This is a genomic window from Niallia sp. WK069_GA_01 (assembly GCF_983173855.1).
The window spans coordinates 1,987,036-2,005,015 of record NZ_OZ470138.1 but is presented as its reverse complement, the minus strand read 5'-3'; the positions used below and the strand labels follow the sequence as shown (position 1 = coordinate 2,005,015).

The 17,980-nt window shown below is 34.5% G+C and carries 14 protein-coding genes; 4 read left to right on the top strand and 10 right to left on the bottom strand.

The window, feature by feature from the left end; genetic code table 11:
* Positions 1-5: 5 nt before the first annotated feature.
* The 8 genes from pstB to AC5LWL_RS09360 all read right to left on the bottom strand — a co-directional run bounded on the left by pstB (position 6) and on the right by AC5LWL_RS09360 (position 11,550).
* The gene (pstB, locus tag AC5LWL_RS09395; protein WP_493436579.1) at positions 6-770 is read right to left on the bottom strand and encodes a phosphate ABC transporter ATP-binding protein PstB; all 765 of its coding nucleotides are present in this window, start codon (positions 768-770) and stop codon (positions 6-8) included.
* Between the two features lie 81 nt (positions 771-851).
* Positions 852-1,730, bottom strand: coding sequence for a phosphate ABC transporter permease PstA (gene pstA / locus AC5LWL_RS09390; RefSeq protein ID WP_493434069.1), 879 nt, complete (start codon positions 1,728-1,730; stop codon positions 852-854).
* Positions 1,730-2,680, bottom strand: a complete 951-nt coding sequence (pstC, locus tag AC5LWL_RS09385) for a phosphate ABC transporter permease subunit PstC (RefSeq protein WP_493434068.1) — start codon at positions 2,678-2,680, stop codon at positions 1,730-1,732. Before pstC ends, pstA begins: the two co-directional genes overlap by 1 nt.
* 70 nt (positions 2,681-2,750) lie before the next feature.
* The gene (locus AC5LWL_RS09380; RefSeq protein ID WP_493434067.1) at positions 2,751-3,710 is read right to left on the bottom strand and encodes a PstS family phosphate ABC transporter substrate-binding protein; all 960 of its coding nucleotides are present in this window, start codon (positions 3,708-3,710) and stop codon (positions 2,751-2,753) included.
* 208 nt (positions 3,711-3,918) lie between these two features.
* Positions 3,919-6,018, bottom strand: a complete 2,100-nt coding sequence (locus AC5LWL_RS09375; RefSeq protein WP_493434066.1) for a peptidoglycan D,D-transpeptidase FtsI family protein — start codon at positions 6,016-6,018, stop codon at positions 3,919-3,921.
* 222 nt (positions 6,019-6,240) lie between these two features.
* Complete coding sequence (locus AC5LWL_RS09370; protein ID WP_493434065.1) at positions 6,241-8,343, bottom strand: peptidoglycan D,D-transpeptidase FtsI family protein; 2,103 nt, start codon at positions 8,341-8,343, stop codon at positions 6,241-6,243.
* 1,159 nt (positions 8,344-9,502) lie between these two features.
* Positions 9,503-10,720, bottom strand: a complete 1,218-nt coding sequence (locus tag AC5LWL_RS09365) for an MFS transporter (protein WP_493434064.1) — start codon at positions 10,718-10,720, stop codon at positions 9,503-9,505.
* A 221-nt stretch (positions 10,721-10,941) separates the two neighbouring features.
* Positions 10,942-11,550, bottom strand: a complete 609-nt coding sequence (locus AC5LWL_RS09360) for a superoxide dismutase (protein WP_493434063.1) — start codon at positions 11,548-11,550, stop codon at positions 10,942-10,944.
* 481 nt (positions 11,551-12,031) lie between these two features.
* On the opposite strand from AC5LWL_RS09360, the gene AC5LWL_RS09355 reads away from it, so the two are divergent.
* Complete coding sequence (locus AC5LWL_RS09355) at positions 12,032-12,727, top strand: Crp/Fnr family transcriptional regulator (RefSeq protein WP_493434062.1); 696 nt, start codon at positions 12,032-12,034, stop codon at positions 12,725-12,727.
* Between the two features lie 234 nt (positions 12,728-12,961).
* Here AC5LWL_RS09355 and AC5LWL_RS09350 read toward each other — a convergent pair whose 3' ends face one another.
* Positions 12,962-13,444: a DUF456 domain-containing protein gene (locus AC5LWL_RS09350; RefSeq protein ID WP_493436578.1), complete on the bottom strand. Its 483-nt coding sequence runs from the start codon at positions 13,442-13,444 to the stop codon at positions 12,962-12,964.
* Positions 13,445-13,607: 163 nt separating this feature from the next.
* Here AC5LWL_RS09350 and AC5LWL_RS09345 point away from each other — a divergent pair, with 163 nt between their 5' ends.
* Positions 13,608-14,387, top strand: coding sequence for a DUF1189 domain-containing protein (locus AC5LWL_RS09345; RefSeq protein ID WP_493434061.1), 780 nt, complete (start codon positions 13,608-13,610; stop codon positions 14,385-14,387).
* A 305-nt stretch (positions 14,388-14,692) separates the two neighbouring features.
* On the top strand, positions 14,693-15,571 hold the full coding sequence (locus tag AC5LWL_RS09340) for an AraC family transcriptional regulator (RefSeq protein ID WP_493434060.1): 879 nt from the start codon (positions 14,693-14,695) through the stop codon (positions 15,569-15,571).
* A gap of 126 nt (positions 15,572-15,697) precedes the next feature.
* Here the strand turns inward: AC5LWL_RS09340 and AC5LWL_RS09335 are convergent, their stop codons facing one another.
* The gene (locus AC5LWL_RS09335) at positions 15,698-17,383 is read right to left on the bottom strand and encodes a methyl-accepting chemotaxis protein (RefSeq protein ID WP_493434059.1); all 1,686 of its coding nucleotides are present in this window, start codon (positions 17,381-17,383) and stop codon (positions 15,698-15,700) included.
* Between the two features lie 215 nt (positions 17,384-17,598).
* Here AC5LWL_RS09335 and AC5LWL_RS09330 point away from each other — a divergent pair, with 215 nt between their 5' ends.
* Entirely contained in the window at positions 17,599-17,922 is a 324-nt protein-coding gene (locus AC5LWL_RS09330; protein ID WP_493434058.1) for a hypothetical protein, read from the top strand.
* The last annotated feature ends 58 nt before the right edge of the window (positions 17,923-17,980 follow it).

Here is a 17,980-nt window from a genome sequence, read left to right as displayed (position 1 = left end):
ATTTATTATCCAAAACGTCCTGTAATATAATCTTCTGTACGCTGATCTTTCGGATTAGAGAAAATTTTATCAGTATGATCAAACTCTATTACTTCTCCACTTAAGAAAAAGGCTGTTTTATCTGAAATACGCGCCGCTTGCTGCATATTATGTGTCACAATAATAATACTGTACTTCTCTTTAATTTCTTGAACCAGCTCTTCTACTTTTAATGTCGAGATAGGATCAAGCGCTGATGTTGGTTCATCCATTAAAATAACATCCGGTTCAATTGCTAGACATCTTGCTATACAAAGACGCTGCTGTTGACCGCCAGATAATCCAAACGCATTTTGGTTTAAACGGTCTTTTACTTCATCCCAAATTGCAGCACCGCGCAAACTTTTTTCCACAATTTCATTCAATATTTTTTTATCTCGTATTCCATGAATTTTTGGTCCATATGCCACATTTTCATAGATAGACTTTGGAAATGGATTTGGTTTTTGGAATACCATGCCAACCTTTGTACGAAGCTCTTCCACCCCATACTCTTTATCAAAAATATTACGTCCGCGATAATTTATTTCTCCAGAAGTTTTCACACCTGGAACAAGTTCGATCATTCGATTTAATGTTTTAATATAGGTAGATTTCCCACAACCAGATGGCCCAATAATAGATGTCACTTCATTTTCCATAATGTCCAAATCAATGTTTTTCAGCGCATGATTATCTCCATACCATAAATTTAACTGATTTGTTTTATACACGATGCTTTTTTGTTCCATATTGGCTATCTTTCCTTCTCTAACCTGCTTTTCAATAATTGTACTATTCATTTTGAATCCCCCTTTTATCCATATGAAAGACTAATAACGTTTCTGAAATTTATTACGAATAAGAACAGCAACTGAATTCATGATAATTAATAATGCTAATAAAACAATAATTCCTGCTGCAGCTAAATCTTGAAAAGCTTCTTGTGGTCTTCCTGTCCAATTGTAAATTTGCATTGGCAAAACGGTAAACATATCAAAAACAGTTTTTGGAAGGAATGCTAAAAATAATGGTAAACCCAATACAACTAGTGGCGCTGTTTCTCCAATTGCACGGGAAAGGGCCAATATTCCTCCTGTTAAAATCCCAGGTATGGCAGCTGGCATTACAACGCGTACAATTGTCTGCCATTTTGTTGCCCCCATTCCGAGGGAAGCTTCTCTCAATTCATTTGGCACCGATCTAATCGCTTCTTGTGATGCAACAATAATTACGGGAAGCACTAATAAACTCATTGTTAATCCTGCTGCAAGTACACTAGTGCCTAAAGACATCGCCCGAACAAATAGAGTTAAACCTAATAGTCCGAAGACAATGGATGGTACTCCTGCAAGATTTGATATATTCAATTTAATAAAGGCTGTAAATTTATTTTTACTTGCATATTCTTCTAAATAAATGGCAGTTCCAACACCAATCAATAATGACACAGGTGCAACGACAGCCATTAGCCAAACGGTTCCTATAAGAGCCGTGTAGACACCTGCCTGCTCCGGTTTACGTGATGGCAAACTTTGCAGGAACTGTAAATCCAAATAACCAATTCCTTGAGTCAATACCCGATAAAAAAGTATTCCTAGTACAACTAAACCAACCATTGTGGCACAAAAAAACATTGCTCGTAAAATGATATTTTTTGTTCTTCTTGGTTTCATTCTTTTGAGAACTTTTGAATGATCTATTAGTTTCATCAGTATTCCTCCCTAAACCGACGAGAGATAAACTGTGCAAGTAAATTCATCAGCAATGTAAATAAGAACAACGTAAATCCTACAGCATAAATACTGTAATAGATAGTTGTACCATATCCAGCATCTCCCTGACTTACTTGTACAATATAAGCAGTCATCGTCTGAATTGATCCTGTTACGTTTAAGCTTAAGTTTGGCGTACTGCCCCCTGCTACAGCAACAATCATTGTTTCACCAATTGCTCTTGATAAAGCCAAAACAATCGATGCAACAATTCCTGATACAGCGGCTGGCAATACTACTTTAATTGCGACTTCCAGTTTGGTAGAACCTAATGCTAATGCTCCTTCACGCATAGAACGGGGAACAGAACTCATAGCATCTTCTGAAAGAGAGGCGATCATCGGCGTAATCATGATGCCAATAACAATCCCTGGACTTAAAGCATTAAACATTTCAAGGGAAGGAATAAATCCTCGTAATAGAGGTGTTACAAATGTCAAGGCAAAAAATCCATAAACAATGGTTGGAATTCCTGCAAGAACTTCTAATATCGGTTTAATAATTCTTCTTGTTCTGTCAGAAGCGTATTCACTTAAGAAAATGGCAGACGCTAAGCCGATAGGAACAGCTACAACTGCAGCGATGCCTGTTACCTTTAACGTCCCAGAAATTAATGGCATAATTCCAAATAATCCTGGATTTGAGAATGGATACCATTTTTTTGCTGTTAAATATTCTACTACAGACACTCGTTCAAAAAACGTAAAGGTCTCAACCAATAATGTAAATAAAATGCCTAATGTAGTTAATACTGAAAGAACTGCTGTTATTAATAAAACTTTTGGCATTGCTTTTTCCATCATTTTATTTACACTGACCTTTTTTTTCCTTTCTTCAATCATCTGCTGTACGGATAATGAATGTTGTGAAGTTTTTTGTACACTCATAATGAAAGACCCCCTTTATCCACATGCCAAGATGGAAAGCTTAAGTACAAAGCTTTCCATCAAACTTTTTTTACTTAACTGCTTTAAGTATTTCTAAATCTTTTTGATACTCTTCATCTGGAAGTCTAACGTAGCCAACTTCTTCAGATAAATCGCCTGCATTGTCGACGATGAATTCAACAAAGTTTTTCACTTCTTCTTTTTTCAAGGAATCATTTTTCACATAAGTGAATAATGGTCTTGATAATGGTGCATATTCTCCACTTTTAACTGTTTCATTGGTTGGCTCAACTGGCCCATTTCCACCATCTATCGGAACTACTTTCAATTTATCTTTATTTTCCGCATAGTAAGCATAACCAAAGTAGCCAATAGAATTTTTATCACCAGTTACGCCTTGTACTAATATGTTATCGTCTTCCGATAAAGTAGCTTTTTCAACAAGCGGTTTTCCTTCTAAAATCACTTCATCAAAGTAGTCAAATGTACCAGAATCTGTTCCAGGAGAATATAATTTAATTTCTTCTTCCGGCCAACCTTTACGTATATCTGACCATTTTTTCGTTTTTCCATCTTCTAACCAAATTTTCTTTAATTCATCTAATGTTAAATGATCTACCCATGTATTTTCTTTATTCACAACAACGGATAATCCGTCATATGCTAATCTTAATTCTGTATAATCGATACTTTTATCTTGTAATTGTGTTTTTTCTTCATCCTTAATTGGACGTGAAGCATTACTTAAGTCTGTTTCCCCAGCAATAAATGATTTAAATCCGCCACCTGTACCAGATGAAGCTACAGATACTTTTACATTCGGCTGTTCCGCTTGATATTCTTCCACAACAGCCTCCATAATAGGATAAACAGTAGAAGAACCGTCTATTTTAATTTGACCTTGAAGTTGCTTTGAGTCACCATTATCGGCATTATTTGTGTTGTTAGATGCTCCTCCGCTACCACAAGCAGTCAGTGTGAGCACAGCTCCTAATAGTGCAGTAAATCCTAATCGTTTAAAGCTCTTCATTTCTTTATTCCCCCTAAGGATGGTTGTTTTGTTTACAAATTAACTATAAGTCTTTTGTATTAATACTGTTTTAACGTAATGTAAAGGTTATGTAAATTTACTAGAATAAATGGTATAAATATCATACAACCGGTAATACTGTTTAACCCTTTCCCTAATCAAAAAGAGGCAAAACTATTTGTGTATAGTTTTGCCTCTTTTTTCTTGCTTATTCTTTTTCTATGCTTTTTTGCTGACGTTCCTTTTTTAGATCAAAATAAGCATCGAATACTCTTTCTCCAATTTTTTTATTGGCGCCATTATCAACACTGCCTTGATATGCCCATGGAACCATTACAGCCATAGCCACTTCTGGATTTTCGGAAGGAGCATAACTGATTAAGCTTAAATTATATACTTCTGGCGGCTCATCATATTCACTTCTAGACGGACCATCATAAAAAGCCTGGGCTGTTCCTGTTTTTGCTGCAGGAGAATATGATTTTCCTCCAAATGAAGAATAAGCTGTCCCTTTTGGTGTTTGTGCTACCATTTTAAATCCTTGCTGTACTCTTTTAATCCATTCAGCTTTCGCATCTACCGTATTTAATACTTTCGGTTTAATGGTTTCGATCACTGGTCCAAGTTCATCCTGATCTGAAACAGGCTCCCGAATCTCTTTGACAATATGCGGCTCCATTCGATTACCGCCATTGGCGATTGTTGAAATATATTGAGCAAGCTGCATGGTAGAATACGTATCATATTGTCCTATAGATAAATCAAGTAAAAACCCTGGCAACGCTGTATTGGAGCCTTTAAATCCACTTTGTTCATTTGGAAGATCAATTCCTGTCCGTACGCCCAATCCAAATTGAGCATAATAATTTCGCATCGTAGAAAACGCAGCTGGATCCACACTTAGTGGTTGATTATATACATAATTTCCTCCGCCTATTTTTATAGCCGTTCTAAACATATATACATTTGAGGATCTTTGCAGTGCCGTTAAATCATTTATGTCCCCCATATATGTCCAAGATTTTTTCAAAGGCGTTCCTGCTATTTTAATCCCGGTATCACTTTGAACGGTACCTGGTGAAATGGCCCCTGTTTTATATCCTGCTAAAACAGTAGCACCCTTTACAACAGAGCCGACATTATAGGTTGTTGTAATATTGCCAAGAGCATCATCTTGCAATTCTGTTTTACCCGTTTTGTCATTTTTTACTAATCGTTTGCCTGCCATGGATAAAACTTCGCCCGTATTAGGATCCATTAACACAACATAGGCACGATCTAATAGCTTTGTGCCTGCTGATTGCTTTGCTCTTTTTAATTCTTCTTCAATTATTTTTTCTACTTTTAGCTGTAATTCCATATCAACAGATAGAATTAGATCATTTCCTCTTTTTCCTTCTGTAATCACTTCTGTACTCGTAATATTTCCGCTTTTATCTGTGTTTTTACGAACCTTTTCCTTTTGCCCTTTTAGTACATCTTCATATTCCATTTCAATATAGCTTGTACCAACTCGATCGTTGCGGCTGTATCCTCTTGCTTCATAATAAGCAAGTTTATCTTCAGGCAATCCCCTTTCAGACGAGCTTACATTGCCCAATACTGATTTTAATGTATCTTTAAATTCGTACATTCTATCCCAGTCTGTTTTTGTGTCAACGCCAGGAAACATTTCTAAGTTTTCACTGACCGTTGCCAGTTCTTTATCTGTTACATCTTCATTTTTTACAATTTGCGGGGTTAATTTATAGCCGCTTGTAAATTCCCGATAAATAGCAATAACTTCTAAATCATTTTTTGTTAATGTTTGAAGCTCTTTTTCCGTTATTCTTTCCAGCTGTAATTTATATACTTGTTTATTATACTCATCTTTATCTGTATATTTTTCCTGCAGCTTCTTTTTTTCTTCACTTGATACTTTTTTTGCCGCTTCTTCTGGATTCTGCATAATCCAATAATCTTTTTGGTCACGCTCCGTTACCTTTTTTGTGTCTTTTTTTATATACTGAGCCAATAATTTAGCAGTTTTAATCATTTCTTCCTGTTTAGCCCCGGTATTCGTATAGGTAATGGCATTTTTAGGAATATTATCAACAATTGTTTTTCCCGTTGTATCATAAATTTTTCCACGTGGCACGGATGTATTTACCGTTATTTCTTCTGTCTTTTCTAATTCCCTTTTATAATCTTCGCCATATACAATTTGAACAAACCCTAAACGGAGTATTAGAGCAGAGAACAATAAAAATACTCCAAAGAAAATAATATTAAGACGAATAGGGAGCGATTTCTTTTTCTTTTTTCCCACCGTTAAACCACACTTTCTTTTATCAATTCTTTGTCTATTGTAATCGAAAACATGACATAATTCTATTAAAAACCTTTTTGAATAATATACCATTTCGACAATTTAAGAGTTAGTTTTTCTTTGGTATCTATAGTATAAGTCGTACTGCACAGATGATTCGTTTCAATTTTATGCAAAAAAAAACAACAACTCCTTCTAATAGATGGAGTTGTCGATTATAAACTATTTATTTTCTTCTTTTTTTAACTCAAAATATTTGTCCAAGACTCTTTTACCAATCGTCATATTTGGAGAAGGGCCATTATTCGTGGTATATACCCAAGGAACCAGTACCGCCATCGCTACTTCCGGATTGTCGTATGGTGCATAGGTAACTAGACTTACGTTCATGACTTGCGGAGGCTCATTATAATTACTGCGTAAAGGACCATCATAAAAAGCCTGCGCAGTTCCTGTTTTTCCAGCTGGCTGGTAAGAAGCATTACCAAAATATCTAGCACCTGTTCCATTTGACGTACTCATTACCATTCGAAATCCTCTTTGTACTTGTGAAAGCCAACTAGGCTGTAAATCTAATTTATTTAAAACTTTCGGCTGAATTTCCTGAACCATGGAACCTAGTCCCTCTTCGCCTTTTGACGAAGTTCTTATTTCCTTTACCATGTGGGGCTGAATGCGGTAGCCCCCATTGGCAATCGTAGATACATATTGTGCTAGCTGCATATTTGTATATGTATCATATTGTCCAATGGATAAAGCCATTAATTGGTAAGGTGTTAATTCCGTTCCTCTGAACCCCGCCATTTCATTTGGCAAATCAATCCCTGTTCTTACACCTAAACCAAATTCACTAAAAGAGTTGCGAATTTTTGAAAATGCTGCAGGATCAATGTCTAATGGATTATTATACACATAATGTCCTTTACCAATCATAATAGCTGTTTTAGCCATATATACATTGGAAGATTGCTGTAATGCTGTCAAATCATTAATAGTTCCCATTACCTTCCAAGATTTAAATGGACGAGAACCTGGTATTTGCATAATTTCATCCTTAATAGGCGTATAAGGATGAATAACTCCTTCTTTATATCCGGCTAAAACCATCGCTCCTTTAACAGCAGAACCAACATTATAAGATGTCGTAATATTCCCTAAAGCAAAATCCTGCATTTCCGTATTGCCATTTTCGTCTTTGCCAAGCATTTTTCCGGACATGGTTAATACTTCTCCGGTTTTTGGCTTCATTAAGACAACAAAGGCACGATCTAGTAAATGGGTGCCAACATAACTTCTTTTCGTTGCTCTTAATTCTTCTTCTATAATCTTATCCACTTCTTGCTGTAATTTCATATCAATGGTCAGAACAAGATCTTTACCTGGTTCTCCATTAGATATAGTTGTGGAATCAACGATTTCCCCGCTTTTATCTTTTATGTATTTTACTTTCTTTTTTTGCCCTTTCAAAACATCTTCGTATTGGTTTTCCAAGTAACTAAGACCAACACGATCATTCATGCTGTATCCTTTTGCGAGATATTGATCCTTTTGTTCAGCTGGAACCCCTCTTTGTGACGTACTGATTTTGCCAAGCACGGTTTTTAGTGTGCCATCATATGCATAAGTGCGGTCCCAGTCTTTTATCGTGTCTACCCCAGGCAGTTCGGATAAATTTTCACTAACTTTAGCAAACTCTTTATCTGTCACTCCAGTATTTTTCACCATTTGTGGTGTGTAATAATAGCCACTATTAAAAACACGATAAATTGCTAATGTCTCAAGCTCAAATTTTGAAAAGCTATTTAATTCTTTTTTTGTAATTTTAGAACGCAGCAATTCATTATAGGCTCTTTGGTATTTCTTTTTGTCATTTGAATACTTTTCTTGCAGTGCAGCATCTTCTTCTTTAGAAATTTTCTTTTTGGCAGCTTCATCATTCAGCAAAGCCCAATAATCTTTTTTATCAGTTTCTGTTATTTTTTTCAGGTCATCTTTTGTATCCATCGTAATAAGACCTGCCAGCTTTTCTGCCGTTTCCCGCATTACTTCCGGTTTCACGCCCCAGTTCGTATACGTAATCGCATTTTTGGCGGCATTCCCTACTATAGTATTTCCGTTTCTATCATACATTTGTCCACGCGGAACTTGTGTACTTATAATAATATCTTCCTTTTTTTCTAACTCACGCTTATATTCATCTCCGTAAACAATTTGTACGAAGCCTAAACGCATAATTAAAGCGGAAAATAAAAGAAACACAGTAAAAAATAATAGATTTAATCGAAGTGGAAATTGACTTTTTTTCTTTTTTTTCTTATTCCCCATTTTAAAACACCACTCTTTCCCCACATTCTTTATTCTAAAGGATACTTTTGGTTATATCTAGGTTAAATCGTCATTTTATACCAATTTCTTCTCTAAAATAAAAAGAAACAAAAAAAAGCGGTGCGGAAAAAGTTAAAAACTCAAACTTCGCACCTTCAAATTCGTCTGCAAATCTTGATATTACTCGGTTTAAGAACAATAAAATGGGAGGCTTGTTTTTTAAAAGGTGAAAAAGTATATACTTTTTGAAATGTGAAGGCTGTCTAGCTCCAGCGCCTAGCCCCTGTGAAAGATAACCTCCAGCCTCTAAAAGAAAAAAACACTTTTTGAGTCTGGAGAACATTTTTCTTCGGGGCTAAACAAGGCGCTTGCGCTTTTCTTATGGGGTTGCTTTCCGCGGGGTGGGTGCTGAGCCTCCTCGGCGTTGCCTTGCGGGGTCTTTAGCCTTCCCACATTTCCCGCAGGAGTCTTCGCACCCTCCGTTACAAGCAACCTGTTTTAGAATAAGTTCTTGTCTTCGAATTTCATGACAAGGTAGGATTGCTAAACAATGGAGCATTGATTTTTTTAAGAAAATAAGAAAGGATAAAATTTGTGAACTTAGATGAGTGTCTAGCTTCGCCGTCCAGGATGTACAAGCGTCGGCGAAGACATAAGGACGTGGCGTATTTAGCCGGTCAGCGCCTAGCCCCGGTGAGTATTTCCTCATTCCTCTAAAAGTAAAAAGCACTTTCCTGAGTCATGTGAACATTTTTCTTCGGGGCTGAGCAAAGCGTTTGTGCTTTTCTTATTCAACGTTGTTCTCCCAAAATGTGCACATTTAGTCTATTTCTATAAGGTGGGTGTTTTTCCAGTTCATCGACAGCAACTAATGGATAAAAACTGCTTGATTGGAGCGGATATGCGAGACTCCTGTGGGATTAGCGAGTTAGATGAGACCCCACAGGAGTCTCATCTAACGCCCCACGGAAAGCGAGCATCCTGAAACGAGAATCTTGCCCCTATTTATAAGGAATAATGTTTGCAAAAAACACCCAAAAAGACGAATCAATCACCCTTTTCTCATTGCTCTAAACCAAGTTATCGTAATACATGAAGAGGAATTTATAACTGAAAAGTTTGAGTTAAAAACTTTACCGTACCACTTCGATAATTTCTACTATTTTGAATCCAATCTAATTTTTCTTGTACAAAAGTAAATAAACGAATGACCAGTACCTAATAGGAATAATACGTATGGTAGAATTTTATCTGGTTGAAAAAATAGGACGCCTACAAAAAACACAAGAATAGAAAATAAACGACCTAAATTTAGAAACATTTCTCGAACAACAATATATTCAATTCTCATTTCTCTAGCATTCCAGCTTCTCCCGATTACATCAAACGTTAAGCTTGTATAAGGAATCAGTATTAATGGATAAGCGATAGCAATTACGCCGGCATATATCAATAATTTCGTATAGGAAAAATCAAAGATGATAATAAACATGGATAGAAATAACAGAATTCCTCCAGTTAAGATTGCTTTATTTCGATTACCATTTTTGATTGTTCTCGAAACAATATAGTAGGCTACAAAAGAAATTCCGGAATTGATTAAGCCAAATTTCCCTAAGGCCATCTCACTCCCTGTCGCAATAAACACAAATACTGTGATGACAAAAGCAAAGGTTCCTTCTCGTAATCCCTGGAAAAAATGCGCTTTTGTGATTAAACGCCAATTTTGGCTATTTTTCCGTTCTTCGATAATTCGTCTAAATAAAAATTGTCCACTTGCAGGTCTTCTCTTTAAGAAGAAGCTCAATACTACAGCAAGAGAAAATAACCCTAAAGAAATACCGAATACAACCATATATCCTGATGACTTAGAGAGGGCAGAAATAATGTAACCTGCTAAAATCGGGCCGATCATGCCTCCAACCGAGGTTAAAACACCTAAAAATCCATTAAAAAAATCTCGTGTCTCCGGTTCTGTCACCTCGAATGTAAGCACATTAAAAGCTAACCAATAAAAACCGTAGCCAATTCCCAACAAGCATCCTAATAAGATCAAATAAGAGGAAGCTTTATCGCCAATTAGCAGTACAGATAAATAAAATAATGCTAAAAATATGACCCCTAAACGAAGAACAATTACTCTGTCCACTTTCTTCGCCCATCTTCCTGCCAGTATAAACGTTACAAGCTGAAGAATAATGATGGCCATATTATATAACCCTAAATCTTTAAATTCTCCCGACTGCTTCCACAAAAATATATTTACGAAAGTATTGGAAAGGGCAATACTTAATGAATATAAGCCGCCAATAAGCAATAATAAATTTAAATCCTTTGTTAATTCCACATTGCCAAGTAGTTTATTTGTTTTCATCATAAAAAACTCCCCTTTGTTCTAGGGTAGTTTCTATCAAAAACATGTTCGTTATACATAAAAAAGGGACTAAAAAAATTGGGAAGGGGAAACTTTTTTAAAAGCTGGATAGGAGAGAGATTTTAGAGAGCAAAAGGAATAACAATTTGCTTAACAACACTCTATACAGAATGAGAAATAAAAATAAAACTCACTAATCAATTTGATCAGTGAGTTTTAAACGATTATTTTGCTGATTCGTAGCGTTTTGCAACTTCTGTCCAATTAATTACATTAAAAAATGCATTAATATATTCAGGACGACGGTTTTGATAATTTAAGTAGTAAGCATGCTCCCAAACATCTAAGCCAAGAACAGGCGTTTTACCTTCCATTAAAGGTGAATCTTGGTTTGGTGTACTAGTTACTTCTAACTCTCCATTATTTACAACTAGCCAAGCCCAGCCTGAACCAAAACGAGTTGTAGCTGCTTTAGAAAACTCTTCTTTAAAGTTTTCAAAGTTTCCGAATTTGCTCTCGATAGCAGATGCTAAATCGCCAGTTGGTTCGCCTCCACCTTCTGGAGAAATAACTTCCCAAAATAAAGAATGATTTGCATGTCCGCCACCATTGTTGCGAACTGCCGTGCGTGCTGCTTCAGGAACTGCATCTAAATTAGAAACAATTTCTTCGACTGTTTTAGAAAGTAACTCTGTATTTCCTTCTAAAGCATTATTTAAATTTGTTACATATGTGTTATGGTGCTTTGTATGGTGAATGTTCATTGTTTCTTTATCGATATGTGGTTCTAGTGCGTCATAAGCATACGGTAATTGTGGTAATGTAAAAGGCATTTTTTGTTCCTCCTATGTATTGGGTTGTATTTTTTAAAAATTACTTCTTATTAATAGTGATTTACCTATAGCTACACTATTAATATGAGAAGTGCTTTATCTAAACAATATCAAATAAACTATATTCTTTCAAACAATCTGCTCTTCTTTTCACATCTTTAAATTACCCTATACAATACTTAGTTAAACCCTTTTATTTTTAAATTCATATTTTAAACATTTCGTTTTTGGTGATGAATATCACAAAAATGAAATCTGAAGAAATCTTCTATAAAAAATACTTGAAAACGATAGCCTTTATCGTTTTGATAAGTTCGAAAAATTGTCATTATTAATTTCCCCCCTACCATACCAATGTTTGCACACATATTAAGAACGACTAAACGTTCCATTAAACCCAATAAATCCCAAAAAAAGATTGACAATCTTTTCACAATATCCTTTAATCAATAGGTAAGAACATAAGGAGGAGTGCAATATTATGACTGAAATTCAATTGTCCTTATACAGTTTATTAATTCAAAATTTTTTTGATATAAATAAAATAATAAATGTAAAAAAAGGATCCCTGCTTTTTCAAGAAAAAGATCCCGTTAATAAAATTTATATCTTATTACGCGGCACCTTATCATTAGGACGAGTACATGAAAAAGGAAAAGAATTTATTTTAAAAATACTTCACGATGAGGAAGCCCTTCTTGAATATCAATTATTTAAACGTTCTCCTAAATATCATTTTTTCTCTAGAACAATAACTGATTGTGAAATATTAACCATTGATCGAGAAGAATTTGAAGAAGCTGTTTTAAAAGATCCCATTTTATTAACTGCCTTAACTAGCTGGTTAAGTACAGGTTACTTAAAAGCACATATGAAATGCCAGGATTTAATTATGAATGGTAAAAAAGGCGGTTTATACAGTATTTTAATTCGATTATGTCACTCTTTCGGAAAAAAAACAGACGAAGGAATCTTAATTGATTTTCCCCTTACTCACCAAGAACTTGCTAATTTAACATTTGGCACACGAGAAGTAATGCAAAGAATTCTAAAAGAATTACGTGAAGCTGATATTATCTCTTATTCTAATCAAAAATTCACAATAAAAGATTTAGCCTATTTAAAAAAAGGCGTAGATTGTCAAAATTGCCCTGCCGATGTTTGCGGATTAAATTAATAGGTAAAAACAAAAGCGCAAACGCCTTGAACAGCTCTGAAGAAAAATATTCACATGACTCAAAAAGTGCTTTTTACTTTTAGAGGCATGGGGCAATACACCAAGTACAGGCAGATGCTGGCCGATTTAAGGCTCCAGCATCTGCCTGTACTTGTGCGCCCATAGAGAGAGCCCAAACCCTTTTTCAGAGTATACATAAAAAAGACAACTCTTTCCGGTTAATGCTTGTGCAGATTAAAGCACCACAATTAAAAAATAAATAATCATAATCGCTTGAATAACTCCCTTTGTAATTACACTGCTGAGAAAACCTATTACGGATCCTACCCCGACTTTTAAGGCTGTTTTCCAATTTGTTCTGTTTACAACAAGCTCTGCAATCACTGCACCTAAAAACGGACCAATTAATATTCCCATTACTGGAATAACAAAAGGACCAACAAGCAGCCCAATTGTACTCCCCCAAGCTCCAGCTTTTGAACCTCCATATTTCTTAACTCCAATTAAGTTAGCCAAATAATCGGCACAAAACAATAGGAGAGTAAACATCGCCTGAATAATCCAAAAAAGAATGGAAAAATGCGCAAAAGTAAATAAAAATCCATACGCAAAAAAACCTGCTACTAAAAATAAAACACCTGGAATAATAGGATAAACTAATCCAATATATGCAATAAGAAAAAGCACTGTAATAATAATCCAATAAATATATTCCACCATCAATCCCCCTTTTTTTATTTATTTACTACAAAATTTACCCTATTCTTTAGAGAAACAACCATTCAATATGTATTCATTATACACTCATTTACTCATGAAACTTGTATCTAAACGGATTGGACGATAAAATAGGTATGAATATTTAAAAGGGTGTGTCAAAATGAATATTTTTAAGCAATTTATTAAAAGCATCTATTCTCCTAAAGATATAGCTGCCTATCGTTCGCAGAAAAATGGTAAAACGATTCTTTATCTTCTTCTTTTGTCCTTGTTGGTATCCATTCCAACACTTTACTATTTAAGTAAAGGAATGAGTGATGGTGTTCAATCCTTATCGAATGCGATGGAGGATGAAGCTTTTTCCTTTTCCATAAGTAATAATGAGCTTCAATCGAATGAGAAAGAGCCAATGATTATTAACAAAGATGATTTAACCATTATTGTTGACTCTACAGGTACATATAACACTAGTTCCATCAGCTCTTCCGGAACTACTGTTGCCTTTCTAAAAAATGAATTTGTTTTTTCAACAGCAGGGCAATCACAAGCAATGGAATATGCTAATTTTGGTGATGTAAATATTACAAATAATGATATTCTTGATTTTTTACAAACAACGGAATCAATGCTTCCCATTATTATTAGCGTCTTTGCTGTTATTTATTTTATTGTAACAATGATTTCCAAGGTAATTCTCACCTTAATCCTTGCTATTTTCGGAAATTTATTTTCAAAAATACTAGGTCGTTCCTTATCTTATTCGCAAGTTTGGAAAATAACTGCCTACAGTATCACATTGCCTTCTGTGTTTTTTATCATAATGGATACACTTCAGACAATTGTACCTAATGGATCGCTGCTAAATTGGTTTATCAGTCTCTTTATCGTATTTTTAGCTATAAAAGAAATTCCTTTAGATAAAAAACCTAAAGCTCTGTAGCTTTATATAAAACAAAAAAAGATTGTCCATTGTTGGTTCTAACAATTAGGACAATCTTTTTTATTTTGACTCTGTTAGTGATATAGAACGTTTAGGCCAATTTGGTAAGGAGGGGGTATTTGCGTGGTTAAAGACTCCCCTTCCACCATTATTCGAATCAAAATCCCTCTTTCATAAAGTAAATGAATGAAAAGCTTATAAAGGATCCGCTGCATGGCAGACAGGTTCCGATAAATTCCGTATAAAAAATATCAAGTAAATAATAAATTTTAACGATAATATGTATTTGTAAAGGAGGGAAATAAATGTTACAAGAATTCAATAATTTAATGGATTACATCGAAACACATTTAATGGAAGAAATCTCTGGAAAAGATATAGCAAAAATTGTAGGATTATCTGATTATCATTTTAAAAGAATGTTTTCGTATATGGCTGGAATGTCATTGAATGAGTATATCAAAAATAGGAGATTATCAGTTGCGAATGTTGAATTAATAAACGGAGCAAAAGTTACAGATATTGCCTATAAATATGGCTATCAATCCTTAGAAGGATTTTCAAGAGCCTTTCGTGGATGGAGCGGTTTTTTACCTTCAGAAGTAACTATAAACAAAATTCAAAAATCATTTCCCAAATTTTCATTCTTTATAGATATAAGAGGAGGAATATCCATGGAATTCAAAATTGAAAAAAAAGAGAAGTTTAATATAGTAGGTGTATCGAAAAGAGTGCCAATTCAATTCGAAGGTGAAAATAATGCTATCTTAGAACTAGCCAGGTCAATTACCGAACAACAAAGAAATGACATGCATCAATTAGCTGATTTATCTCCTCATCAAGTTTTGAATGTATCTTTTGATTTTGATGATGGTTTTTTGGAAGAAAAAGGATACTTAACTCATATGATTGGTTTTGCAACTACAAAAGAAAATCCAGTTGATGATTTAGAGCAAATTTCTATTGAAGAAAGTTTATGGGCAATTTTCCCTAATCAAGGACCATTTCCTGCTACGCTTCAAGAAACTACCGCAAAAATTTATTCTGAATGGTTGCCTTCTTCAGATTATGAAGTTGCAGATTTACCTGGAATTTCTTTTACAAAGCACAATGGTACATCAGAAAATGTATATAGCGAAATTTGGATGCCCGTAAAGAGAAAAGTTAGCGATAAACTTGGATGATTAATATTTACAGAAATGTTACTCCTTAAAATCCTCATTTACCATATTAGACCAGTCAGTAGATATTGACTGGTCATTTTGAATTTGATGAAAAATCAACACTTATCGCTAACAGAGCCTTTATTTTTATGTATGTAACTTATATTGATTCGCACAATTTTCCAGTGATTCCACTAGTTGCGCCAATTTAACGCTGATATCTGCATTTATTTGGACTTCTTCCTGTTGCATTTCTGCAATTGCTGCCATTTCATCGGAACTCGCTAACGTTTGTTGGCTTATAGATGTTAAGTACAGCGAAGAATTTTCCATTTTCGGCAAGAGTGTTTGCAATTCAAAAAGCTGATCTTGATTTTCGACTAGCCCATTGTTAACAGAATCTATTCCTTGTAATAGCTGATCAAAAGACTTACTGCTTTTTTTCGAATGCTTTTCACAATGTGCAAATTCTGTTGTTATTTTCTCTATATCTTCTGTCGCATCATCAGCAATTAAATCCATCTCGTTCGTAAATGTTTTTATCTCTTCACTAGCATTGGAAGATAATATTGCTAAATTTCTTACTTCGTTTGCAACTACAGCAAACCCAAGTCCATTTTGTCCAGCTCTTGCAGCTTCTAAAGATGCATTTAAAGCTAAAAGTTTTGTTTGTTCAGCCAACCCCCGAATAGAATGAATAATGGTACCTATAGATTGCGAATGCTTTTTCACTTTTAGTATCGTATTTGTTATAGATAAAAACTGATTTTGCAAAGAATCAAAAGAATGAAATAAATCCTTTATATTTTGCTCTCCTATTTGTGCAGCTTCATTCATAACCGTTGTTTTTTTATTCATATCATTCATTCTCAACACCACTTGTTCCATCTTATCCTTCATCTCTTGAAATATACCTATCGTTGCTTCTGAACTTACTGCCGTTTCATTTGCCCCTTGTTTTACAATAGAGATTATTTCAGAAAGAGTTACATTCTTTTCCTTCATAAAAGTAGATTGTTCTTGAATCATATTGCCAGTATTAGATAGCTGGCTGCTTGTTGATTTCATTTCTGATAATACTAATTTCATTCTGTCAATCATGGTTGTATAGCTATTTACTAAAGATTTAATCTCTGGAATCGATGTCTTTATATTGGGGTGAACCAATAAATTCCCTTCACGTACTTCCCTCATCCAGTTTCGTAAAATGGTCAATGGTTTTACAATACTTCTTACAAAATAAACAATAATAACCATCGTAATACAAATACTTAGAATAGATACCAACAAAACTATTTTTTTTATGTCATTTACCTTTTGCAAATACTCTTCTTGCGGAAGGATAATAACATAGATGCCTTTCATTTCTTGTATCCTTTGAAAAGCAATAGAATACTTTTTCCCCTTAATACGTTTTTGCAGCACTCCCGTTTCCTGCTGGATAATTTCCTTCATCACATCATCAGGTAATTTTAAACTCGTTTTTTTATTTACATTAAATGGATCCGCTTCTTGATTAGTAATTAAATAATAGCTGCCATTTATATTATCCTTTAAAAAATTTGCATCTTGATCACGTACAACTTGTTCCATTTTTTTATGAAACTTTGCTTCATCACTTATATAAGTAAGCTTCATATTTTGTGCCATTACATATGTTGCTTTCACTTCCTGCTCTAATCGCTGCTGCATTAACTCTACTGCCATTTCTTTCGATTTATTGACCGCAACAATTGAAACAACTCCCACTGTTGCAATTAGTAATGTCATCATCAGCACCAACAGCCTCTTTTGAATCGTAAATTCATTTCGTATATACTTTTTTATTTTCATTCAAACCCCCCCACTCTCCTTTTTCATTTTGGCAAAAATATATAAAGCCAATGTAAAGAGAAAGTAAATTTTTTATTAAACCAGTCCTTTTCACCTATACTTTATTTCCTATTACATTGATTATAAATGAACGCAATTTATTATTTGTAATATTTTTTACTGGACAAGCATATTCATGGTTTATAGCTTAACAATACATTAATGGGAGGCAAATCATGAAACGGCTCGTAATTACTGCTCTTATTCTTATTACAGTTTATGTTATTTATTTTGACTTAAATCATGGCACTCTTTCCCCCACCCAAGAGCCTGCAATCGAAGTCCAAGCTTCTCCAAACACTTCCATACCTTCCTTTCAACATAAAGTACAGACAGGAGATACAGTGCTTCTCATTGCGGAAGATAAATTAAATAAAAGCTTACCTGTCAGCATCGATCAATTAATTAAAGATTTTAAACAACTAAATCATAATCTTTCTCCTGAAGACATTCAGGTCGGTAAACTATACTATTTTCCAGATTATCAAAATGTTCAATAAAAATTTATCTTTCTTCTGATTCGTTTCCTTTTCGTCCACCAATTACAGCAATATTGCA

Excerpts from the sequence above, each read along its gene's own strand:
- pstB (WP_493436579.1), bottom strand. The coding sequence starts at position 770 with ATGGAACAAAAAAGCATCGTGTATAAAACAAATCAGTTAAATTTATGG.
- pstA (WP_493434069.1), bottom strand. The coding sequence starts at position 1,730 with ATGAAACTAATAGATCATTCAAAAGTTCTCAAAAGAATGAAACCAAGA.
- pstC (WP_493434068.1), bottom strand. The coding sequence starts at position 2,680 with ATGAGTGTACAAAAAACTTCACAACATTCATTATCCGTACAGCAGATG.
- AC5LWL_RS09380 (WP_493434067.1), bottom strand. The coding sequence starts at position 3,710 with ATGAAGAGCTTTAAACGATTAGGATTTACTGCACTATTAGGAGCTGTG.
- AC5LWL_RS09370 (WP_493434065.1), bottom strand. The coding sequence starts at position 8,343 with ATGGGGAATAAGAAAAAAAAGAAAAAAAGTCAATTTCCACTTCGATTA.
- AC5LWL_RS09365 (WP_493434064.1), bottom strand. The coding sequence starts at position 10,720 with ATGATGAAAACAAATAAACTACTTGGCAATGTGGAATTAACAAAGGAT.
- AC5LWL_RS09360 (WP_493434063.1), bottom strand. The coding sequence starts at position 11,550 with ATGCCTTTTACATTACCACAATTACCGTATGCTTATGACGCACTAGAA.
- AC5LWL_RS09355 (WP_493434062.1), top strand. The coding sequence starts at position 12,032 with ATGACTGAAATTCAATTGTCCTTATACAGTTTATTAATTCAAAATTTT.
- AC5LWL_RS09345 (WP_493434061.1), top strand. The coding sequence starts at position 13,608 with ATGAATATTTTTAAGCAATTTATTAAAAGCATCTATTCTCCTAAAGAT.
- AC5LWL_RS09340 (WP_493434060.1), top strand. The coding sequence starts at position 14,693 with ATGTTACAAGAATTCAATAATTTAATGGATTACATCGAAACACATTTA.
- AC5LWL_RS09335 (WP_493434059.1), bottom strand. The coding sequence starts at position 17,383 with ATGAAAATAAAAAAGTATATACGAAATGAATTTACGATTCAAAAGAGG.
- AC5LWL_RS09330 (WP_493434058.1), top strand. The coding sequence starts at position 17,599 with ATGAAACGGCTCGTAATTACTGCTCTTATTCTTATTACAGTTTATGTT.